The following is a 21,199-nucleotide window of genomic DNA, read 5'->3' as shown; positions in this document are numbered from 1 at the left end:
GTGGCTCGGGCTCCGTTCCCAAGGTTCCGCTGACCAAGGCTTGATGACGTGTTGTTCAGACGAAAATCAGCGCCGGACGTCTATGCGCCCGGCGACGCCCAGCCCGATGCGGCCGTACATCAGCCCAAGCCCAAACTGGGCTGGCTCGAAAAGCGGGACCAGCGCCGGCGCCGGCGCATCCTGTTCGAGGAGGTGCTGGGCTGGATCCTCGTGCCGGCCTTCATCTATTTGATCTATCTCGCCATCAAATCGGTCGGCGGCATCCCCAAGGAACTGATCGATTTCGGCAATGAGCTGATCGGGATCGTGATGAAGGGCGGGCGCTGAGGCGCCGGCCCCTGCGCCGCATGCAGGGCTGACCGCGCGCGGCCGGGCTTGGGCAGGGCGCGCGGCGCGGGTTAGGACAGGATACGGGGCCAGGCGCCCGCGATCTGTCCCTCCCAGAGCGAATGTAACCGCCCGCCCATGACCGTTTCCGCCGACTGGACTTCGACGCGCGTCGCTTTGGCCGGCCTGCGCGATGCCCTGTCCTTCCCGGCCTGGGCGGTCGGGTTCGGGCTGGTCGGGATCGGCTCGCTCGCCCGCGACGTCGGGTATTCCGTCGATCTCGCCGTGCTCTCGACCATCCTGGTCTGGGCCGGGCCGTCGCAGGTGATCTTCTTCGCCTCGATCGCGGCCGGCGCGGCCTGGAGCGCCATCGCCATCGCGATCGGCTTCGCCTCGCTGCGCTTCCTGCCGATGACGGTGGCGATCCTGCCGCTGCTGCGCCGGCCGGGGCAGGGGGTCTGGGAGCAATTGTTCCTGGCGCATTTCGTCGCCGTCACCGCCTGGTCGGAAGGGCTGCGGCGGCTGCCGCATGTGCCGGACAATCAGCGCGTGCCGTATTTCCTGGGCTTCGCCGGGACCTGCATGACGGTGTCCTCGATCGGCACCTTCTCCGGCTATTATCTGGTGGGGGCGCTGCCGATCCCCTTCGCGGCGGGGCTACTGTGCCTGACGCCGATCTTCTTCCTGGCCTCGCTCAGCGCCGGCATCCGCCATCGCGGCGATGTCGCGGCGATGGCGCTCGGGCTGCTGCTGGCGCCGCTCTGCGACCGCTTCATCGGCGGCGGCTTCGACCTGATCGTGGCGGGCGTGATCGGCGGCAGCATCGCCTTCGTGATCGGGCGCCGGGCGGCGAAGCCGGCATGACCCAGCCGATCCCCTGGCTCGACGGACCGCTCTGGCCCTATCTCGCGCTGCTGCTCTTCGCCGTGCTGCCGACCGAGATCTGGCGCTGGCTGGCCGTTGCTTTCGCACGCCGGATCGACGCGGATTCGCCGGCGCTGGAATGGGTGCGCTGCGTGGCGACGGCGCTGCTCGCCGGGGTCGTCGCCAAGCTCATCGTTTCGCCGCCGGGCGCGCTCGCCGCCATCCCGGGCGCGTTGCGGGTCGGCGCGCTGGCGGTGACGCTGGCGATCATGGCCTATGACCGGCGCCGGGTGATGTTCGCCGTGCTGGCCGGTGAGGCGACGCTGATCGGCGGCGGGCTGCTGCTGGTCTGAGCGGGTCAGAGCCGCGCCAGCGCCGCGCGGATCGTCTCCGCATGCGCCGCCAGGACCTCGCCTTTCTCCATCGCACCGGTATGGGGACGCAGCGCGACCCCGTCATGGCGGGGCATGACATGGACATGCAGGTGGAACACCACCTGTCCGCCGGCCGCCTCGTTGAATTGCTGGATCGTCACGCCATCGGCGCCGAAACCCGCCTTGACCGCGCGGGCCAGCTTCTGCGTCGTCGCGGCGACGGCGGCGAGCGCCTCTGCCGGGGCGTCGAGCAGGTTGCGGCAGGCGGCCTTCGGAATGACCAGCACATGCCCGTCGGCGCGCGGCATGATGTCCATGATCGCGAGGGTCGCCTCATCCTCGTAGACGGTGTGGGAAGGCAGCTCGCCGCGCAGGATCTTGGCGAAGACGTTGGAAGGATCATAGGCGGTCATGGTCGGCCCGGTGTTGCTGTGGCGGGTCAGGGTGCGGCGCGCGTGGCGTCGCCGTCAAGGCGCGGCATCGCCGGCGCCGTCCTTGCGGAACGGGCTCTCGGCGGCGAGGGCCTGCTGCGCGGCGGCGATATGGGCGCGCTCATTGCCGAGATAGGCCGCGACGGCGCGCCGCAGGCCGGGATTGGCGAGGTAATGGGCGGAGCGGGTGATCACCGGCCGGTAGCCGCGGGCGAGCTTGTGCTCGCCCTGCGCCCCGGCCTCGACCCGTGCGAGCCCGTGCGCGATCGCGTAATCGATGGCCTGGTGGTAGCAGAGCTCGAAATGCAGGAAGGGATGCTGCTCGATGCAGCCCCAATTGCGGCCATAGAGCGTGTTTCCGCCGCGGAAATTGATCGCTCCGGCGATATTCCGCCCGGCCCGGCGCGCCATCACCAGCACGATCCTGTCACCCATCCGCGCCCCGATCTCCGAGAAGAAGGCGCGGTTGAGATAGGGCCGGCCCCATTTGCGCGAACCCGTATCCTCGTAGAAGCCATGGAAATCGTCCCAGACCGCCTCGGTCAGCGCCGCACCGGACAGGATGTCGACGGTGATCCCCGGAGCGAGCGCCTCGCGCCGCTCGCGCTTCAGCGCCTTGCGCTTGCGCGAGGCGAGGGTGGCGAGAAACCCGTCATAATCGGTGAAACCCTCGTTCAGCCAGTGGAACTGCAGGTCATGGCGTTCGAGATAGCCGGCCTCGCGCAGCGCGGCGAGATCGCCCGACTGGGCGAAGGTGACGTGGACGGACGAGGCGCCGGCCTGCTCGCACAGCGCTGACAGCCCCGCGATCAGCGCGGCCCGCGCGGCGTCGCTATGCGGGCCGTCCGCCACCAGCAGCCGTGGGCCGGTGGCGGGGGTGAAGGGCGCCGCCACCTGGACCTTCGGATAGTAATCCCCGCCGGCGCGCTCATAGGCGTCCGCCCAGGCATGGTCGAAGACATATTCGCCCTGGCTGTGGCTCTTCAGGAAGCTCGGAGCGCAGGCCAGGAGCCGGCCTTCGCCATCCTCGACCAGGAGATAGGCGGGCGACCAGCCGCTGCGCCGGCCGATGCAGCCGCTCGCCTCCAGCGCGCTGAGGAAGGCATGGCTGACGAAGGGATTGTCCGGATCCTCCGCGTGAGGATCCGGCGCGCCGTCCGCGGCGAGCGGCGGCAGCAGCGCGTGGGGATTGGCGCAGGCATCCCAGGCGGAGGCCGGGATCTGCGTCAGGCTGGTCGCGATGCGAACCCGCAAATCGGCGGCCGCAGCCTCGCTCAAGGCGTGAAGCCCTCGAACACCATCTGGTCGGCGTGGCGGCTCGCCTTGTCGCGGTCTTCCGATGTGCGAACGGTCCAGGTCATCAGCGGCAATCCCAGGGCATTGCGGCAGAGATAGGGCGCGGCGCAGGGCAGGTCAGCCACCTTCCACGAGATGAAATGCGGCTGGCTCTCTTCGAAATGCAGGAGGTTCGCCAAGGCGTGTTTGCGCGCTGCGTCGAGATGGTCGTAGTCGCCATAGGCATAGTCGTTCATGGCGACGATGCCGCGTGGCAGCTCCGGCGCCAGACTGCGGGTCGCGGCCACGATTTCGGGATCGAAGGATTTGATCACGATCGGCTGCGCCCTGCGCGCCGACAGGATCTCGACCGTGCGCCGGGTCAAGGCGAGGTCGCCGTCGAAGCGGCTCTTGATCTCGACGATCACCGGCGTGCGCCCGCCGATGGCGTCGAGAAACTGCGCCAGCTTCGGGATGCGGCCGCTGCCGCCCTTCAGCGCGATGCCGGCCAGCGCCTGCGCCGTGCGGGAGGCGACCGCGCCGGTCTCGGCGGTCAGCCGGTCGAGCACGAAATCATGGAAGACCATGGCCTCGCCATCGGCGCTGAGCTGGACGTCGCATTCGATGCCGAAACCGCCGGCGATGGCGGCCTCGGCCGCCGCGAGGCTGTTCTCGGGCACGCCGCCGGCGAGATCGTGCAATCCGCGATGGGCGATCGGCCGCGCGACCAGCCAGGCGAGGTCCGGTCTGGAGCCGGAGCCCATCAGGCGATCTCGAACATGGCTTCGACCTCGACCGCCGCATCGGCCGGGAGCTCGGCCACGCCGATCGTCGAGCGGGCATGGCGCCCCTTCTCGCCCAGCACCTCGACCATCAGATCGGAGGCGCCGTTCATGATCGCCGGCAGAGCGGCGAAATGCGGGACGCAGTTGATGAAGCCGCCGAGACGGACGCAGCGCTGGATCCGGCCGAGATCGCCGCCAAGCGCAGCACGGGCCTGTGCCAGCACGTTGATGGCGCAGAGCTTCGCCGCCTCCAGCCCCGCCTCGTTGAAGATCTCGGCGCCGAGCTTGCCCTTGTGCCGGTCCGCCAGCTTGCCGTCCATGCCGAAGCAGAGCTGGCCCGAGATCACCAGGAGCTGGCCGGTGATCACATAGGGGACGTAATTGGCGACCGGAGCGGCGGGCGAGGGCAGGGTGATGCCGAGTTCGGCGAGTCTCGATTCGATCGCATTCATGATGGCCGGCTCCGGGCTGTGATGGCGGTTACTCATGGCCGATGGGCCGCATGGCCGCAAGCCGCGCCGCACGCCTCGCGCGGCCGGCGACGCGATTGCGCCCGCCGCCATGTTTGCGCCATTGCGGCGTTGCACCTAGGCTGCCCGATCATCATCACGGCGGCGGATTTCATGATTTTCAAGCGCATCGCACTGGCGGGGTTGGTTGGTTTCGGCGCTGCGGCGGCCCTGGCGCCCGCTTTCGCCCAGCCGCAGGCCGCGGGGCGGGTAGTGCTCGTGCCGCATCGCGCCGTCTACGATCTGGTGCTGGATGCCTCCGAACCCTCCAAGAACATCGATTCCGCCAAGGGCCGGATCGCCTTCGATTTTTCCGGCGACGCCTGCGAGGGCTATGCGCTGTCCTTCCGCCAGGTGACGCAGCTCGACAGCAGCGAGATCGGCTCGCGCACCATCGATGCCCGCACCACCAGCTTCGAGGCCGGCGACGGCTCCTCCTATCGCTTCAAGACCGAGAGCTCCAACGGCGCCGGCGCGCCCGAGATCATCGACGGCACCGCCCAGAAGCAGGGCGAGGGCTATGAGGTGAAACTGCGCGCGCCGAAAGCCGAGACGCATCGCGAGGCCGCCGACGCGCTGTTCCCCAACGCGCAGATGAAGGCGGTGATCGAGGCGGCGCGCGCCGGCCGGAACACGCTGAACGTCCGGCTCTATGACGGGGCCAATAACGGCAAGGAGGTCTACGAGACCCTGTCGGTGATCGGCAAGCGGCTGGAGGGCAAGGCCTCCGAGGCGCCGCTGCAGCGCCCCGAATTCGAAAACCTGGCGCGCTGGCCGGTGAAGATCTCGTATTTCAAGGTCGGCTCGGGCGAGACCACCCCCGCCTACACCATCGCCTTCGAGCTCTATGAGAACGGCGTCACCGGCGCGGTCCGGCTGAATTACGGCAGCTTCGCCCTGCGCGGCACGCTCACCCGTCTGGATCTTCTGCCGCAGCCGGATTGCGCGAAGTAGCCGCGCTTCCCGCCGCGCGTTGCGGGGCGCGCAGGCTCAGGCCCTTGCCGATGGCGGCGTCGCCGAAGCGGGCCCGCAGCGCGTCGAGCGCCCCTTCCATGGCCTTCAGCCGCGGCGTGGCGAGATCGGCGAGATCGCCGTGATCGGCCTCCTCGGGCGGGCTCAGATCGCTGGCGCCGATCCCGATCAGCCGGTAGCGCTGGCCGTTGCATTCGCGCTTCAACAGCTCGCGGCCGGCGGCGAAGAGTCTTGCGGCGAGCTGCGTCGGCTCCGGCAGGCGGACCGCGCGGGTCACCGACTGGAAATCGGCGTTCTTCAGTTTCAGGGTGATGGTTCGCCCCGCAAGCGCCTGCGCCTTCAAGCGTTTCGAGGTCTTCTCGCAGAGCCGCCACAGCACCGGCTCCAACTCGTCGAAGCTCGCGAGATCGGTATCGAGCGTCGTCTCGCTCGACACGCTCTTGGTCTCGCGCTCGGGGGTGACGCGCCGCTCGTCGATGCCGTTGGCGAGTTTCTGCAGGCGCGGGCCATCCTTGCCGGCGAGCCGAAAGAGACGCTCGACCGGCACGTCGCGGAGATCGCCGATCAGCCTGAAGCCGGCCTGGGCGAGCTTCGCCGCGCTGGCCTGGCCGATCCCCGGGATCAGGCTGACCGGTTTGCCCGCCAGGAAGCTCACGGCCTCGGCCCGGCCGATGCAGGAGAAGCCGCGGGGCTTGTCGAGGTCGGAGGCGACCTTGGCGAGGAATTTGGCGTAGGACAGGCCGACCGAGACGCTGATCCCGATCTCGGTCTCGACCCGCTTGGCGAAGCGCGCCAGCGTCTGGGCCGGGCTGGCATGGTGCAGGCGCTCCGTCCCGGTCAGATCGAGGAAGGCCTCGTCGATCGAGAGCGGCTCCACCAGAGGCGTCAGCTCCTGCATCATCTGCCGGACCTGCCGGCCGACGGCCACGTATTTCGCGATGTCGGGCTTGACCACCACCGCCTCCGGACACGCCTTCAGCGCCTTGAACATCGGCATCGCGGAGCGCACGCCATAGGTACGGGCGATGTAGCAGGCGGTGGAGACGACGCCCCGCCTGCCGCCGCCGATGATCAGCGGCTTGTCGAGCAGCGATGGATCGTCCCGCTTCTCGATCGCCGCGAAGAAGGCGTCGCAATCGATATGGGCAAGCGTCAGGCTGTCGCGCTCGGGATGGCGCAGCAGCCGCGGGGAGCCGCAGGCGGGGCAGCGCTGCGCGGGCCTGCCCGCCTCCTCGTGGTCGCGGAGGCAGTCGCGGCAGAAGGCGCGGGGAGGCGCCCCGCCGGTCATGGCGATTCGAGCGGGGGCGGGCCGGCCAGCCGCGAGCGTGCCGCCACGATGGTTTCGGGATTCAAGCTTAAGTTTCCGGCAAGTTCCAGGAGCAGCGAGTCGCTTCCGGCGATGTGATCGAGCACGCTGGCGAGGAAGCCCGGCTCCTGCGCCGCCGCCCGCAAATTCGCCGGTCCGAGCCCGGTTTCGGCCAGAAACACCTCGAGCCGGGCCGGATCCGAGGCGAGAAAGCCCAGCGCCCGCAATGCCAGTGCCTCTGCATCCTCGATGCTACGATCTGCTCGCATGATATGATGAACCTTCCGAATCTTCCATCGAGTTTGCGTTTCATCAACGGCTCGCATGGTAGCGTCTAAATGAAACAAGCCGCCAGAACGGTGTGCTCCGGCCAGGCCGGTGCGTCCAGGGCGCGATTGCAGGGGCGGCATGATGAAGACGGTTTTGATCGTCGAGGACAACGAGCTCAACATGAAACTCTTCAACGACCTGTTGGAGGCTCATGGCTACGCCACGCTGAAGACCGCCGACGGCATCGAAGCGATCGAGCTGGCGCGCACGCATCGTCCCGACCTGATCCTGATGGACATCCAGCTGCCCGAGGTATCGGGGCTCGAGGTGACCAAATGGATCAAGGAGGATGACGACCTCAAGTCGATCCCGGTCATCGCCGTCACCGCCTTCGCGATGAAGGGCGATGAGGAGCGGATCCGGGAAGGCGGCTGCGAGGCCTATCTCTCCAAACCGATATCGGTCGCCAAATTCCTGGAGACCGTGCGCGCCTATGCCGGCGCGGCCTGAGCCTGCGAAAGCCCCCCGATGTCAGCGCGCGTTCTCGTAGTCGACGATATCAGCACGAATGTGAAGCTGCTCGAAGCCAAGCTCTCGGCGGAGTATTTCTCGGTCGTCACGGCGCTGAACGGGCCGGAGGCCCTGGCGATCTGCGAGCGCGGCGAAGCCGACATCGTGCTGCTCGACGTGATGATGCCCGGCATGGACGGGTTCGAAGTGTGCAGGCGCCTGAAGGCGGGGCCGACCACGGCGCATATCCCGGTCGTGATGGTGACCGCGCTGGACCAGCCGAGCGACCGGCTGAAGGGGCTCGATGCCGGCGCCGACGACTTCCTGACCAAGCCGCTCGACGACACCGCGCTGTTCGCGCGGGTGCGCAGCCTGGTCCGGCTGAAATCGGTGACGGACGAGTTGCGCAACCGGGCGCTCGCCTCGCGGCGGCTTGGCATCAACGACCCGCTGGCGGCCGCCGCGGCGGAAAGCGGGCTGAACGGCCGCATCCTGCTGATCGAGGACCGAGAGGCGGTGGTGGAGCGGCTGCAGACGGCGCTCTCGGCCTTCCATGCCGTCGAGAGCGAGGCCGACGCCAATATGGCGCTGGTGCGGGCCGCGGAGGGCGATTTCGACGCGATCCTCGTCAGCCTCGACCTGAAGGGCCATGACGGGCTCAGGCTATGCAGCCAGCTGCGTTCGCTGGAGCGCACCCGCAACGTCTCGGTGCTGCTGCTCGGGGAAAGCGAGGACCGCGCCCGGATCCTGCGCGGGCTCGAGATCGGCGCCCATGATTTCCTGATCCGCCCCATCGATCGCAACGAGCTGCTGGCGCGGGTGCGCACGCAGGTGCGGCGCAAACGCTTCACCGAGAGGCTGCGCGACAGCGTGCAATCCTCGATGGAAATGGCGGTGATGGACCAGCTCACCGGCCTGCATAATCGCCGCTTCATGGACAGCCGGATGACGGCGATGTTCAATGAATCGGCGCTGCGCGCGCGCTCCCTTTCGATGCTCGTGCTCGATGTCGACCATTTCAAATCGGTCAACGACAGCTGGGGCCATGATGCCGGCGACGAGGTGCTGCGCGAATTCGCCGATCGCATCAGGGCCTGCACGCGCGGGATCGACCTGGTGGCGCGGATGGGCGGCGAGGAGGTGGTCGTGGTGCTGCCGGACACGACGGCCGACGCCGCCTTCGCCGTCGCCGAGCGGATCCGCGAGCGGGTCGAATCGACGGGTTTCGCCATCCAGTCGAGCGCCCGCTCGATCGCGGTCACGGTCTCGATCGGGGTGGCCTGCCGCCGCGCCGGCGACGCCTCCCCGGCGGAGATGATGAAGCGGGCGGATGACGCGCTGTATCGGGCCAAGGCCGCGGGGCGCAACCGGGTGATGCTCGCCGCCGCCTGAGGCGAAGCGGTTAGCGTTTAAGGTTAAATATCGATGAAGATTGGTGAATCGCGTTGAGCGATTGATTCGCGCCGCCCGGGCTGCGAGGGTTCGGACATGGATGCCGCCGACGAGGCGGCTCGCAGACGCCCTCGCGATCCCAGGTCCGCCGCATCTCCTGGAATTGCGAAGGCCCGGCCGGCCGGCGGGGGATCATCTGGCCTCCTCAGACCCTCTCCGGCCGGCCACCTCGTCTCAGAGATATTGCGAGAGCACCGCGGGCACGCCGTAGCCGAGCGCCGCGAAGGCCGCGATCAGCGCGACCAGAATGGCCAGCGCCTTGACCCGGCCGCCGAACCGGCGCGAGGAATCCGCCTGGACCATCAGCCGGAGCAGCCCCCGCAGGAAGCCTGGCCGTTGCTGCTGGTCCGGTTCGCGCTGTGCTGGCTCCATGCCCTGCTCCTGGCTGCTGACGGCCGGCCCCGCTCGAGGGCTCCTGTGGCCGCGCCCGAACCTATGCAATTATGCCGCGCACTGCCAATGGCGAAGCGGGCTGAAACCGTGGCATTCCTGCCCGTCAGGGGCAGAATTCCGGCGGATGTAGCGCCGTTGCGCCAGGACGGTCTCACGCCGCCGGATGCGCCGCCGGCCGTCTCCGCGTTGGTCCGCGCAGACCCGCCCGTCGATGCCGCACGGGCAGGGCAGTCTCGGACGAGGCGGCCCGCAACGGAAAAAGCCGCCCAGACGAGCGGCTTTCTCAGGGTTCGGATCAGGACGCCTCTCGGCGTTACTTGATCTTGGTTTCCTTGAACTCGACGTGCTTGCGCGCGACGGGGTCGTACTTCTTCTTCGACATCTTCTCCGTCATGGTCCGGGAGTTCTTCTTCGTCACGTAGAAGAAGCCGGTGTCGGCGGTCGAAAGCAGCTTGATCTTGATGGTCACGGCCTTGGCCATGGGTAAATCCTCGAGCCATGGGCCGCTCTGGCCCGTCAAAAGAAAACGGCCGGGAAGACCCCGGCAAACTGTCGGGTGGGGATGCCGCAAGAGCCTGCCGAAGTCAAGGCTCAATGCGGTCCGCAGGGAAATTCAGCGCAGGCGGGGCGCCTTTCGCTAGAGCTCCTCGCGGACGAAGCTGCCATGCTTCTCCCAGAAGAACGGCACCGGCAGATAGGGGGCGAAGCCGCCGGCGATGCGCGCCTCGACCTCCTGGATGATGACCTTGGTGATGGTCGGCAGGTCGAGCTGCTTGGCCTCGTCGAAATCCACCCAGACCAGATCGATCAGCTCGGAATCCGGGCCGACGACATTGTCGATGCGCAGGGCCACGGCTTGGGCGTCGACGGTGAAGAAGCGGGTGTCGAAGCGCTTGGGCCGGCGCGGCGGGGTGATGGCGCGGGCGACGAAGGTGACGGCGCCGAGATCGGGGTAGACGCCATGGCCGGCGAATTCGCTCCAGCTGCCCGCGGGCGCCTTCTCCGGCGCCCCGTAATCGGTGGTGCCGAAGAGCATCCCGGTTTCCTCGAAGGTCTCGCGAATGGCGGCGAGGGCCAAGGCGCGGGCGCGGGAAATGCTCGGGCGCACCGTGCGGGCGACCAGACGCGTCTCGCAGATCTGCTCCAGCGCGCCGGTGGCCGGCATCAGCCTGTCGCTGGCATCGATGCGCCCGCCCGGAAACACGTATTTCCCGGGCATGAATTTATGACCGGGATGGCGCTTGCCCATCAGCACCCGCGGCTTGGCGGCGGTGCGGTCCAGGATCAGCATCGTGGCCGCATCCTTGGGGCGCAGATTGACCTGCGTGCGCACCCGCTCCGCCTGGGTCAGCATCACCGCATGGTCGTTCACCGCCGCGTCCTCGCTGTCGGCTCGCGCTCGGGCGCATCGGGCAGGCCGCCGAACCCATGCATGCGCAGCGCCCATTGCAGGCCGATGACGGCGCCCTTGGCCGGCTGCATCAGGGCCAGGCTGAGCAGCACGGTCAGCGCCGGCCACAGCGCGAGATGCAGCCACATCGGCCAGTTCGCGTATTTCTCGGCCATCAGCAGCCCGCCGACGATGACATGACCGACGATGGTGATGACGATATAGGGCGGCAGGTCGTCGGCCCGCTGGTGATGCATCGCCTCGCCGCAGGCCTCGCAATGATCGACCGGCTTGAGGAAGGCGCGGAACAGGCGCCCCTGGCCGCAATGCGGGCAGCGTCCCGTCATGCCGCGCCCGATGGCGCTGCGCCAGTCGCGCTCGGCCGGCCGCCCGGCGAGATGGTTGATCTGGACCGACATCAGCGTCTCCTGCCGGGTTTCTTGCGGCCGGCCGGACCGAAAGAGGCCTTACCTTTGCCGCGCGCTGGAAGTGGTGGGCGGGCTGCCCGCGTTCCAGAGCGGCCGGGTGTCACACGCCGCCCCTCGGAGAGCAACTCGAAACGCAATGCGCCGGCGACAGGGGCGGCCTCGACCAGACGCACATGGACCCGGTCGCCGAGCCGCCAGCTTTCGCCGCTGCGCTCGCCGATCAGGGCATGGGCCGCCTCGTCATAGCGGTAGTAATCCGCCCCGATGGTGGAGGCGGGGATGAAGCCGTCCGCACCGGTATCGTCGAGCTTCACGAACAGCCCGGCGCGGTTGACCCCGCCGATGCGGCCATCGAAGCTGGAGCCGATCTGGTCGGCGAGGAAATGCGCGATCAGCCGGTCGGTGGTTTCGCGTTCGGCCGCCATGGCGCGGCGCTCGGCCGCCGAGATCCGCGTCGCGACCTCGCGCAGCTCGGCCAGCGTGGTGGCGCGCGGCAGACCGTCCTCTCCGGCCTTGAGCGCGGCGATCAGGGCGCGGTGGACGATCAGATCGGCATAGCGGCGGATCGGCGAGGTGAAATGCGCGTAGCGGCGCAGGTTCAAGCCGAAATGCCCGTAGTTCTCGGCGACATATTCGGCCTGCGCCTGGGTGCGCAGGATCACCTCGTTGAGCAGGAGCTCGTTCTCCGAGCCCTTGATCATCGCCAGGATGCGGTTGAACAGCACCGGCCGCAGCGCCCCGTCCTTGGGCAGCTTGATGCCGATCGAAGCCAGAACCTCGCCCAGCGCCCGCATCTTCTCCAGAGAGGGCTCGTCATGGCAGCGATAGATCAGGATGCTGCCATGCTTCTCCAGAGTCTCGGCCGCGGCGACATTGGCCAGGATCATGAACTCCTCGATCAGCCGATGCGCGGCCAGGCGCTCGGGCACGATCACGCGTTCGACGGCACCGTCCGGCTTCAGCACGAGCTTGCGCTCGGGCAAATCGAGATCGAGCGGCTGGCGCCCGTCGCGGGCCCGGGCGGCCACGCCATAGGCGGCCCAGAGCGGCATCAGGATGCTGTCGCGGATCGGGCCGGTCACCGCATCCGGCTTGCCGTCGATGGCGGCCTGGGCCTGCTGATAGGAGAGCTTCGCCGAGGAGCGCATCAGGATGCGGTGGAAGCTGTGGTGCTTCTTGGTGCCGTCGGCCTTGAGCACGAGCCTGACCGCCAGCGCCGGGCGATCCTCGTCCTGGCGCAGCGAGCAGAGATCGTTGGAGATCCGCTCCGGCAGCATCGGCACGACGCGGTCCGGGAAATAGACCGAATTGCCGCGCTCCAGCGCCTCGCGATCGAGCGCCGAGCCCGGCCGCACATAGGCGGAGACGTCGGCGATGGCGACGGTGACGACATGGCCGCCGGGATTGTCGGGATCCGGATCGGGCGCCGCATGGACGGCGTCGTCATGGTCCTTGGCGTCGGCGGGGTCGATGGTGATCAAATCGAGCTCGCGCCAATCCTCGCGGCCCGCGGTGCCGGCCGGCTTCACCGCCTCGGCCTCGGCCAGCGTCGCCGGCTGGAAGATGTGCGGGATGCCATGGCTGTGGATCGCGATCAGGCTGACGGCCCGCTCCGACTTGATCGAGCCCAGCCGCTCGCGCACCCGCGCCTCGGGCGGGCCGAAGCGGGTCTCGCGCGCCAGTGCCACCGAGACGAGGTCGCCATCCTGCGCCTCGCCGGTCTGGCCGCGCGGGATCAGCGCCTCGCGGCCCTGCGCCTTCTTGTCGATGGGCACGAGCCGGCCGCTGCCATCGGGCAAGGCGCGGAAGATGCCGAGGATCTGGGCCTTGCCCTTGCCCATGATCTTGAGCACGCGCCCGGAATAGGCGAAGCCGTCGACGCCGCGCAGCCGCGTCAGCTTGAGCAGCACCTGGTCGCCGACGCCGGCGGCCGGCGCCGCGCGCTTCGAGCGAAATTCGCGCGGGCGCTCGATCAGGATGCGCGGCGGCTCGCCGTCATCGGTGACGTTCCATTCGAGCGGCGCGGCGACCAGGTCGCCGTCGCGATCCTTGCTCTTGATCTCTGAGAGCAGCACCGGCGGCAGCGCCCCGCGCGGATGCACGGGCCGCTCGACGCCGTCGCCGCTGGTCGCGCCTTCCTCGTCCAGCTCGCGCAGCAGGCGCTTCAGCCAGATCTTGCCGCCGGCATCCAGGCCGAAGGCTTTCGCGATCTCGCGGCGGCCGACCTCGCGCCCGGCTTCGCGCTCGGTCTCGATGAAGTCGAGGATCGCCTCGCGGCTGGGTTCAGGCGCGCGCAAGGCCGGGACTCGCAATGGGATGCAAAGACGGGTTCATCGCTCTGATGTGGCATGCGATCCGGCGCGTTACCAGAACCCGCGGGGAATTTGCCTCTAAATGCAAAGAAGGGCCGCCCGCGAGGGCAGCCCTTCCATTGTCGAACCGCGACCCGGCGAACCGGGCCTGAAGGTGCGAAAACTCACGCGGAACAAGGGCCCCAGGTAGAAGAAGTCCAGGTCCGACCGCCTTGCACCAGCGGTTGATGACAATGAGACACTGGATCACCTCCTTTCAGTTGTTACCGACGTCCTGAAGCTAGAGCGATTCTCGGAGTGTCGTAAACGTCAAAATTTGAGCCGACACTTTCGGCAATCGGCCGCGAATTCTTGAGCCGGCGAGGGGATTTTGCTGCGCTGCCGCAAAAGCGCGCAGCCTTCCTGCCCAAGAAACAGGCATTTTGCGGGCGTGGCGCATGTTTCACCCGGAAAACGCGGTCGCCAAGGCAGAAAATTCGAAGTCTCAACGCTCAGCGGAGCGATTTTGCGGCGCCGCTCGGTGCTTCCGGGCTGTTGGCACGTGGCTTGCGATCCCCCTCGCAGGGCCAGGGAGGCCTCTCGGCGTCCAGGCGGACGCTGCATCACCCAAGGTTCGGGGGACATATCCGTGAACACCACTCGCCGTGTCATTCTGGGCGCCGCACTCGCCGGCGCCACCATGCTGGGCTCGCTGCTGCCCGCCGCCGCGCAGGAGACCATCAAGGTCGGCATCCTGCACTCGCTGTCGGGCACCATGGCGATCTCGGAGACGACGTTGAAGGACGTCATGCTGATGCTCATCGAGGAGCAGAACAAGAAGGGCGGCGTTCTCGGCAAGAAGCTCGAGGCCGTCGTCGTCGATCCCGCCTCGAACTGGCCGCTCTTCGCCGAGAAGGCGCGCGAGCTGATCGCCAAGGAGAAGGTCTCGGCCGTGTTCGGCTGCTGGACCTCGGTCTCCCGCAAATCCGTCCTGCCCGTGTTCAAGGAGCTGAATTCGATCCTGTTCTACCCCGTGCAATACGAGGGGGAGGAATCCGAGCGCAACGTCTTCTACACCGGCGCCGCCCCCAACCAGCAGGCGATCCCGGCCGTCGACTACCTCGCCAAGGAAGAGAAGGTGCAGCGCTGGGTGCTGGCCGGCACCGACTATGTCTATCCCCGCACGACCAACAAGATCCTGGAGGCCTATCTCCTGGCCAAGGGCGTGGCCAAGGAAGACATCATGATCAACTACACGCCGTTCGGTCATTCCGACTGGCAGACGATCGTCTCCGACATCAAGAAGTTCGGCTCGGCCGGGAAGAAGACCGCCGTGGTCTCGACCATCAACGGCGATGCCAACGTGCCCTTCTACAAGGAGCTCGGCAATCAGGGCATCAAGGCCACCGACATCCCGGTCGTCGCCTTCTCGGTCGGCGAGGAGGAGCTGGCGGGCATCGACACCAAGCCGCTGGTCGGCCATCTCGCGGCCTGGAACTATTTCCAGTCGGTCAAGACGCCCGAGAACGACGCCTTCATCAAGCAGTGGAAGGCCTTCAAGAAGAACGACAAGGCCGTGACCAACGATCCGATGGAGGCTCATGTCATCGGCTTCGCGATGTGGGTGAAGGCGGTGGAGAAGGCCAAGAGCTTCGATGCCGACAAGGTCATCGACGCGCTGCCCGGGATCGAGGCTCCGAACCTGACCGGCGGCGTCTCCAAGATGCTTCCGAACCACCACATCACCAAGCCCGTGCTGATCGGCGAGATCAAGGCGGACGGCCAGTTCGACGTGGTCTCCAAGACCGATCTGGTTCCCGGCGACGCCTGGTCCAAACATCTCGACGGGTCCAAGGACCTGATCGGCGATTGGGTCGAGAAGAAGTGCGGCAACTTCAACACCAAGACCGGCAAGTGCGGCGGCGCCTGAGCGCCCTGCCGCAGGCGATCGCGACCGGCCTCGCTTCCGCAAGGGAGCGAGGCCACGCGCCGCCCGCCGCCCAGACCTCGCTCGGGCGGGCCGTGACGGCCCGCCGCGACGGATGATCCGCCCTCCCTGTGGCCGCGCTTCCGGCGCCCGCGGGAGCGGGGCCGGACCAGCCTCGGCCAGAACCCGACGCCCATTTTTCCGTGCTGCAGGTGAAGATCGACCGATGCATGTGCCCCGCCTCCTGTCCCTGCTGATGCTCCTGGGCACCCTGCTCCTGGCCACGCTGCCCGTCGCGGTGCCCTCGGCCCATGCGCAGCCGGCCGACGAGATCTTCACCAGGCTGAACGCCGACAGTTTCTCCGAGACGGCGAAGGCGGTCGAAAGCCTGATCGCCACCGCCCATCCCCAGGCCGCGCCGATCATCGAGGCGCTGGCGGAGGGCAGGCTGCTGGCGGGCGGCGGCGCCGTCGTCGTCAAGGGCCGGGACGGCTCCTTCTCGGATGCGCGGACCGGGCAGCCGCTCAGTGCGCAGCCGGCCGGGCTGCAGCCGGTCCGGCTGAACAATAATCTGCGCCGCGTCACCCAGGCGGCGCTGGGCGGGCTCGGCCTGCTGAACCCGGATCCGGCGAGCCGCGCCGCTGCCGCCGATGCGGTGTTCAAATCGCGCGACGCGTCGCTGCTGCCGGTGGTCGAGGCGGCGCTGGCGAAGGAAAGCGATGCGCGGGCCCGGGCCGCGCTGCGCCAGGCCCAGGCGGCGATCCTGATGGTGAAGCCGGATGTGACGCCGCTCGATCGGCTCTCCGCCATGGAGGTGCTGCGCGAGCGCGGCGACCAGGCGGCGCTGGCGACGCTGCGGGCTTTGCCGGGCGATGCGACGCCGGCGCTGAAGGAGGCGCAGGCGCGTGCCATCGCCGAGATCGAGGGCCGGCTCGCGCTGTGGCGGGCGGCGCAGAACCTCTGGTACGGGCTGTCGCTCGGTTCCGTCCTGCTGCTCGCCGCGATCGGGCTGGCCATCACCTTCGGCGTGATGGGCGTGATCAACATGGCCCATGGCGAGATGGTGATGCTCGGCGCCTACACCACCTTCATCGTGCAGGAGGTGATCCGCAGCTCGGCGCCATGGCTGTTCGACTGGTCTTTGGCCTTCGCCCTGCCGTTGGCCTTCCTCGTGGCGGGCCTGGTCGGCATCGCGATCGAGCGCGGCGTGATCCGCTTCCTCTATGGCCGGCCGCTGGAGACCCTGCTGGCGACCTGGGGCATCAGCCTGATCCTGCAGCAGGCGGTGCGCACCGCTTTCGGCCCGACCAATCGCGAGGTCGGCGCACCGGCCTTCATGTCGGGCGCGGTCGAGCTCGGCGGGCTGGCGATCACCTGGAACCGGCTCTGGATCATCGTCTTCGCCGGGCTGGTCTTCGCCGCCCTGCTGGCGATCCTGAAGCTGACGCCGATCGGGCTGCAGATGCGGGCGGTCACCCAGAACCGGCGGATGGCCTCGGCGATGGGGATCCGCACCGGCCGCGTCGACGCGCTGACCTTCGGGCTGGGATCGGGCGTGGCGGGGCTGGCCGGCGTGGCCCTGTCGCAGATCGACAATGTCAGCCCCAATCTCGGCCAGAGCTACATCATCGACAGCTTCATGGTCGTGGTGTTCGGCGGGGTCGGCAATCTCTGGGGCACGCTGGTCGGCGCGATGACGCTCGGCATCGCCAACAAGCTGCTCGAACCCTATGCCGGCGCGGTGCTGGGCAAGATCGCGCTGCTCGTCTTCATCATCCTGTTCATCCAGAAGCGCCCGCGCGGCCTGTTCGCGCTGAAGGGCAGGGCGGTGGAAGCATGATCGCGCGCTTTCTGCTGCAGAACATGGACCGGCGCGGCGCGGTCTTCCTGGCCCTGGTCGCCGCGATCATGCTGCTGGTGCCGCTCTCCAACCTGCTGCTGCCGCCGAGCTCCGTCTTCCACGTCCCGACCTCGGCGATGTCGCTCTGGGGCAAATATCTCTGCTTCGCGCTGCTGGCGATCTCGCTCGACCTGGTCTGGGGCTATTGCGGCATCCTCTCGCTCGGCCATGGCGCCTTCTTCGCGCTCGGCGGCTATGCGATGGGCATGTATCTGATGCGCCAGATCGGCTCGCGCGGGGTCTATGGCAACCCGATCCTGCCGGACTTCATGGTCTTCCTGAACTGGAAGGAGCTGCCCTGGTACTGGTACGGCTTCGATTCCTTCCTGTTCGCGATGCTGATGGTGCTGCTGGTGCCGGGGCTGCTCGCCTTCGTCTTCGGCTGGTTCGCCTTTCGCTCGCGGGTCACCGGCGTCTATCTCTCGATCATCACCCAGGCGCTGACCTATGCGCTGCTGCTCGCCTTCTTCCGGAACGACATGGGGTTCGGCGGCAATAACGGCCTCACCGATTTCAAGGATATCCTTGGCTTCAGCGTGCAGGCGCAGACCACGCGGGCGGCGCTCTTCGCCATCACCTGTCTGATGCTGATGGCGGGCTTCCTGATCGCGCGCGGCATCGTGGTGTCGAAGCTCGGCAAGGTGGTGATCGCCATTCGCGACGCGGAATCGCGGACCCGCTTCCTCGGCTACAGGGTGGACCGGTTCAAGCTCTTCGTCTTCACCGTCTCGGCCTGCATGGCGGGCGTCGCCGGCGCGCTCTACGTGCCGCAGGTCGGGATCATCAATCCGAGCGAATTCGCCCCCGCCAATTCGATCGAGACCGTGATCTGGGTCGCGATCGGCGGGCGCGGCACGCTGGTCGGCGCGGCTCTGGGCGCCGTCGTGGTCAATTACGCCAAGACGATCTTCACCTCCGGCTTCATGGCGCCCTATTGGCTGTTCGCGCTGGGCGGGCTGTTCGTCTTCGTGACCCTGTTCATGCCCAAGGGCATTCTGGGCGCCGTGCAGGGCTGGTCGGCCGGGCGCGGGAGACGCGGGCGCGAGCCGGCGGCGACCGCGCCGGCGGCAGCGGAGTGAGCCGATGAACACCGCCATTTCCACCGCCGCGCCGGCGAGCCAGCAGCTGACCTCGGCGCTGCTCTATCTCGACGGGGTGAGCGTCTCCTTCGATGGGTTCAAGGCGATCCGCGGGCTGTCGCTGACCATCGAGCCCGGCGAGATGCGGGCGATCATCGGCCCCAACGGCGCCGGCAAGACGACGATGATGGACATCATCACCGGCAAGACCAGGCCCGATACCGGCACCGTGCTGTTCGCGGGGTCGATCGACCTGACGAAGCTCGACGAGGCGGCCATCGCCAATCTCGGCATCGGCCGCAAGTTCCAGAAGCCGACGGTCTTCGATTTCCACAGCATCGAGGACAATATCCTGCTGGCGCTGAAGGCCAATCGCAGCGTCGGCCGGACCCTGTTCTGGAAGACCGCCAATGCCGATGCCAGGCGCATCGACGAGATCCTCGGCATCATCAAGCTGGGCGATGCGCGCGAGCGGCTGGCAGGCTCGCTGTCGCATGGCCAGAAGCAATGGCTGGAGATCGGCATGCTGCTGGCCCAGGACCCGAAGCTGCTGCTGGTCGACGAGCCCGCCGCGGGCATGACGGACGGCGAGACGGCGGAGACGGCGGTGCTGCTCAAGGAGATCGCCCGGGATCATTCCGTGATCGTGGTCGAGCACGACATGGGCTTCATCCGCGAGCTCGGGGTGAAGGTCACCGTGCTGCATGAAGGCTCGGTGCTGGCCGAAGGCCCGCTCGATCTGGTCAGCGCCAATGAGCGCGTCGTCGAAGTGTATCTGGGACGATGAGGAAGGTCCGCGACATGCGTAGACGTGATGGCGAGCCCGGCGAGATGGATGGGCGGCGCAGCGAAAGGCGCCGCCGGCCGCCCCGAAGCCGCGCTGCCGGCCGAAAGGTCCCCGCGCCATGCTGAGCGTCGACGCCATCGATCTGCATTACGGTGCGGCGCAAGCTCTGCGGCGCGTCTCGATCACCGCCGAAGCCGGCAAGGTGACCTGCGTGATGGGCCGCAACGGCGTCGGCAAGACTTCGCTGATGCGCGCCATTATCGGCCACCAGCCGATCTCCGCCGGCCGGATCGGGCTGGACGAGCTCGACATCTCGACCCTGCGCAGCGAGGACCGGGCCCGGGCCGGCATCGCCTATGTGCCGCAGGGCCGCGAGGTCTTCCCGCTGCTGACGGTCAAGGAGAACCTCGAGACCGGATTCGCGCCGCTGAAGCGCCGGGACCGCTATGTGCCGGCCGAGCTCTTCGACCTGTTTCCGGTGCTGCAGTCGATGCTCGGCCGGCGCGGCGGCGATCTTTCGGGCGGGCAGCAGCAGCAGCTGGCGATAGCCCGGGCGCTGGTCACCCGGCCGCGGCTGCTGGTGCTGGACGAGCCGACCGAGGGTATCCAGCCCTCGATCATCAAGGATATCGGCCGCGCCATCGCCTATCTCCGTTCCAAGGGCGACATGGCGATCGTGCTGGTCGAGCAGTATTTCGACTTCGCGCGCGAGCTCGCCGACACGATGTTCGTGATGGATCGCGGCGAGGTCGTGCTCGCCGGAGCGATGGACGAACTCGACCCCGGACAGGTGCAGCGGCTGATCCAGGTCTGACGGGCGTCGCGCCTCAGCTCTTCGCGCCGCTTCGCGCCTGCCTCGCGCCGGCCGGAGCCTCAGTGCGCCCGGCGTCCGGATCGGCCAGGGGCCGCGCCATGCCGTCGCCCAGGCATTTCACGAAATCCGGTGCCGCCAGCGGCCGCGAGAACAGGTAGCCCTGCGCGAGGTCGCAGCCCTGCAGGCTGAGCCAGGAGAGCGTCGCGCGATCCTCCACCCCTTCCGCCGTGGTCTCCATGTCGAAGCTGCGCGCGACGGCGACGATCGACTGGACGATGGCGGTGCGCTGCTTCAGGGGGCCGTCGCCGCTGACGAAGGCGCGGTCGATCTTGAGCTTGTCGATCGGGAACTGGTTGAGCTGGGCGAGCGAGGAATAGCCGGTGCCGAAATCATCCAGCGCCAGCCGGACGCCTGCTGCGCGCATGGCGTCCATGAAGGCGAGGGTGGGGGCGTCGCGTTTCAACAGCGCCGTCTCGGTGAGCTCGATCTCCAGCCGCGATGCCGGCAGCCCGGTGCGGGACAGCGTATCCATGATCCGCTCGGCCAGGCCCGGCCGCCCGAGCTGCGCGGGCGACAGGTTGACCGAGACCGACAGGGCTGCCGGCCAGGCGGCGGCCTCGCGGCAGGCGGTTTCCATGACATAGGCGCCGATCGGCTCGATGGCGCCGGATTTCTCGGCGAGCGGAATGAACAGATTCGGCGGAACCGCGCCGTGCTCCGCATGCCGCCAGCGCGCCAGCGCCTCGGCGCCGACGACGCGGCCGGAGCGGATGTCGACGATCGGCTGGAAGAGGACGCTGATCTCGCCGCGCTCGACCGCGCGGGCGAGATCCTGCGTCAGCTTGAAATCCTGCTCGGCCTCGTGATGCATCGCCGCGTCGAACAGGGCGATGCGCCCGCCGCCCGCCTGTTTCGCCTGATACATGGCGAAGTCGGAATTGCGCATCATCGTCTCGAAATCGGTGCCGGGCGGGGCGAAGGCGACGCCGATGCTCGCGGTCAGGGAGAAGGCCGCATCGCGGATGACGAAGCGCTGGGTCAGCCCCTGCAGCACCCGGCGGAAGGCCAGCATCACCTCCTGTTCGGAGAGGCCGGGCTCGAGCAGGATGGCGAAT

At 68.1% G+C, this 21,199-nt stretch carries 23 protein-coding genes; 11 read left to right on the top strand and 12 right to left on the bottom strand.

The window, feature by feature from the left end; translation table 11 throughout:
* Window positions 1-48: 48 nt before the first annotated feature.
* The 3 genes from ASG72_RS16370 to ASG72_RS16360 all read left to right on the top strand — a co-directional run bounded on the left by ASG72_RS16370 (window position 49) and on the right by ASG72_RS16360 (window position 1,544).
* Window positions 49-327: a hypothetical protein gene (locus ASG72_RS16370; protein WP_156396005.1), complete on the top strand. Its 279-nt coding sequence runs from the start codon at window positions 49-51 to the stop codon at window positions 325-327.
* Between the two features lie 138 nt (window positions 328-465).
* The gene (locus ASG72_RS16365) at window positions 466-1,191 is read left to right on the top strand and encodes an AzlC family ABC transporter permease (protein WP_056714211.1); all 726 of its coding nucleotides are present in this window, start codon (window positions 466-468) and stop codon (window positions 1,189-1,191) included.
* On the top strand, window positions 1,188-1,544 hold the full coding sequence (locus ASG72_RS16360; protein ID WP_056714208.1) for an AzlD domain-containing protein: 357 nt from the start codon (window positions 1,188-1,190) through the stop codon (window positions 1,542-1,544). The genes ASG72_RS16365 and ASG72_RS16360 overlap by 4 nt, the downstream gene beginning before the upstream one ends.
* 5 nt (window positions 1,545-1,549) lie before the next feature.
* Here the strand turns inward: ASG72_RS16360 and ASG72_RS16355 are convergent, their stop codons facing one another.
* The 4 genes from ASG72_RS16355 to ASG72_RS16340 are packed head-to-tail and all read right to left on the bottom strand — an operon-like array spanning window position 1,550 to window position 4,508.
* On the bottom strand, window positions 1,550-1,978 hold the full coding sequence (locus tag ASG72_RS16355; RefSeq protein ID WP_056714205.1) for an HIT family protein: 429 nt from the start codon (window positions 1,976-1,978) through the stop codon (window positions 1,550-1,552).
* A gap of 54 nt (window positions 1,979-2,032) precedes the next feature.
* Window positions 2,033-3,274, bottom strand: a complete 1,242-nt coding sequence (locus tag ASG72_RS16350) for a GNAT family N-acetyltransferase (RefSeq protein WP_056714202.1) — start codon at window positions 3,272-3,274, stop codon at window positions 2,033-2,035.
* Entirely contained in the window at window positions 3,271-4,035 is a 765-nt protein-coding gene (locus ASG72_RS16345; RefSeq protein WP_056714200.1) for a glycerophosphodiester phosphodiesterase family protein, read from the bottom strand. The genes ASG72_RS16350 and ASG72_RS16345 overlap by 4 nt, the downstream gene beginning before the upstream one ends.
* On the bottom strand, window positions 4,035-4,508 hold the full coding sequence (locus tag ASG72_RS16340) for a RidA family protein (protein ID WP_056714196.1): 474 nt from the start codon (window positions 4,506-4,508) through the stop codon (window positions 4,035-4,037). Before ASG72_RS16340 ends, ASG72_RS16345 begins: the two co-directional genes overlap by 1 nt.
* A 171-nt stretch (window positions 4,509-4,679) precedes the next feature.
* Between ASG72_RS16340 and ASG72_RS16335 the strand changes: the two genes are divergently transcribed.
* Complete coding sequence (locus tag ASG72_RS16335) at window positions 4,680-5,519, top strand: cell envelope integrity EipB family protein (RefSeq protein WP_162246258.1); 840 nt, start codon at window positions 4,680-4,682, stop codon at window positions 5,517-5,519.
* On the opposite strand, the gene ASG72_RS16330 is transcribed toward ASG72_RS16335, so the two are convergent.
* Together ASG72_RS16330 and ASG72_RS16325 are read right to left on the bottom strand one after the other, a co-directional pair.
* Window positions 5,476-6,825, bottom strand: coding sequence for a DNA polymerase IV (locus ASG72_RS16330; protein WP_082540393.1), 1,350 nt, complete (start codon window positions 6,823-6,825; stop codon window positions 5,476-5,478). The two genes, ASG72_RS16335 and ASG72_RS16330, sit on opposite strands and share 44 nt — an antisense overlap.
* Window positions 6,822-7,112 carry a DUF3572 domain-containing protein gene (locus tag ASG72_RS16325; RefSeq protein ID WP_056714191.1) on the bottom strand — a complete coding sequence of 97 codons (291 nt, stop codon included), beginning with the start codon at window positions 7,110-7,112 and terminating at the stop codon, window positions 6,822-6,824. The genes ASG72_RS16330 and ASG72_RS16325 overlap by 4 nt, the downstream gene beginning before the upstream one ends.
* Window positions 7,113-7,251: 139 nt before the next feature.
* Between ASG72_RS16325 and ASG72_RS16320 the strand changes: the two genes are divergently transcribed.
* Both ASG72_RS16320 and ASG72_RS16315 read left to right on the top strand, forming a co-directional pair.
* Window positions 7,252-7,623, top strand: a complete 372-nt coding sequence (locus tag ASG72_RS16320; protein ID WP_056714188.1) for a response regulator — start codon at window positions 7,252-7,254, stop codon at window positions 7,621-7,623.
* A gap of 18 nt (window positions 7,624-7,641) precedes the next feature.
* Window positions 7,642-9,015 (top strand): PleD family two-component system response regulator, encoded by a 1,374-nt coding sequence (locus tag ASG72_RS16315; protein WP_056714186.1) that lies wholly within the window; start codon window positions 7,642-7,644, stop codon window positions 9,013-9,015.
* A 234-nt stretch (window positions 9,016-9,249) separates the two neighbouring features.
* Here ASG72_RS16315 and ASG72_RS20865 read toward each other — a convergent pair whose 3' ends face one another.
* The 5 genes from ASG72_RS20865 to rnr form a co-directional block, all read right to left on the bottom strand.
* Complete coding sequence (locus ASG72_RS20865) at window positions 9,250-9,447, bottom strand: hypothetical protein (protein WP_156396004.1); 198 nt, start codon at window positions 9,445-9,447, stop codon at window positions 9,250-9,252.
* Window positions 9,448-9,781: 334 nt separating this feature from the next.
* Window positions 9,782-9,949, bottom strand: a complete 168-nt coding sequence (gene rpmG, locus ASG72_RS16310; RefSeq protein WP_038367996.1) for a 50S ribosomal protein L33 — start codon at window positions 9,947-9,949, stop codon at window positions 9,782-9,784.
* 156 nt (window positions 9,950-10,105) lie between these two features.
* On the bottom strand, window positions 10,106-10,840 hold the full coding sequence (locus ASG72_RS16305; RefSeq protein WP_082540392.1) for an NUDIX domain-containing protein: 735 nt from the start codon (window positions 10,838-10,840) through the stop codon (window positions 10,106-10,108).
* Window positions 10,837-11,277 carry a DUF983 domain-containing protein gene (locus tag ASG72_RS16300; protein WP_056714183.1) on the bottom strand — a complete coding sequence of 147 codons (441 nt, stop codon included), beginning with the start codon at window positions 11,275-11,277 and terminating at the stop codon, window positions 10,837-10,839. Before ASG72_RS16300 ends, ASG72_RS16305 begins: the two co-directional genes overlap by 4 nt.
* Window positions 11,277-13,583, bottom strand: coding sequence for a ribonuclease R (gene rnr / locus ASG72_RS16295; RefSeq protein WP_244488829.1), 2,307 nt, complete (start codon window positions 13,581-13,583; stop codon window positions 11,277-11,279). The genes ASG72_RS16300 and rnr overlap by 1 nt, the downstream gene beginning before the upstream one ends.
* Before the next feature lie 694 nt (window positions 13,584-14,277).
* Here rnr and urtA point away from each other — a divergent pair.
* From urtA to urtE, 5 genes are all read left to right on the top strand, one after another.
* Window positions 14,278-15,507, top strand: a complete 1,230-nt coding sequence (urtA, locus tag ASG72_RS16290) for an urea ABC transporter substrate-binding protein (RefSeq protein WP_082540390.1) — start codon at window positions 14,278-14,280, stop codon at window positions 15,505-15,507.
* A gap of 223 nt (window positions 15,508-15,730) precedes the next feature.
* Window positions 15,731-17,344 carry an urea ABC transporter permease subunit UrtB gene (gene urtB, locus ASG72_RS16285; protein WP_056714180.1) on the top strand — a complete coding sequence of 538 codons (1,614 nt, stop codon included), beginning with the start codon at window positions 15,731-15,733 and terminating at the stop codon, window positions 17,342-17,344.
* A complete protein-coding gene (urtC, locus tag ASG72_RS16280; protein WP_056714177.1) occupies window positions 17,341-18,483 on the top strand; it encodes an urea ABC transporter permease subunit UrtC in 1,143 nt (380 codons plus the stop codon). Before urtB ends, urtC begins: the two co-directional genes overlap by 4 nt.
* A 4-nt stretch (window positions 18,484-18,487) precedes the next feature.
* Window positions 18,488-19,270, top strand: a complete 783-nt coding sequence (urtD, locus tag ASG72_RS16275; RefSeq protein ID WP_056714174.1) for an urea ABC transporter ATP-binding protein UrtD — start codon at window positions 18,488-18,490, stop codon at window positions 19,268-19,270.
* 118 nt (window positions 19,271-19,388) lie between these two features.
* A complete protein-coding gene (urtE, locus tag ASG72_RS16270; protein ID WP_056714172.1) occupies window positions 19,389-20,084 on the top strand; it encodes an urea ABC transporter ATP-binding subunit UrtE in 696 nt (231 codons plus the stop codon).
* Between the two features lie 13 nt (window positions 20,085-20,097).
* Here urtE and ASG72_RS21055 read toward each other — a convergent pair.
* A partial coding sequence (locus ASG72_RS21055; protein WP_162246257.1) for a GGDEF domain-containing phosphodiesterase occupies window positions 20,098-21,199 on the bottom strand: 1,102 nt, incomplete at its 5' end.

It is taken from the genome of Allobosea sp. Leaf344 (assembly GCF_001426225.1).
In the GTDB taxonomy this organism is placed as follows: Bacteria; Pseudomonadota; Alphaproteobacteria; order Rhizobiales; family Beijerinckiaceae; genus Allobosea.
Note: the sequence above shows the minus strand (reverse complement) of the source record. Positions and strands in the feature narration are given on the sequence as shown.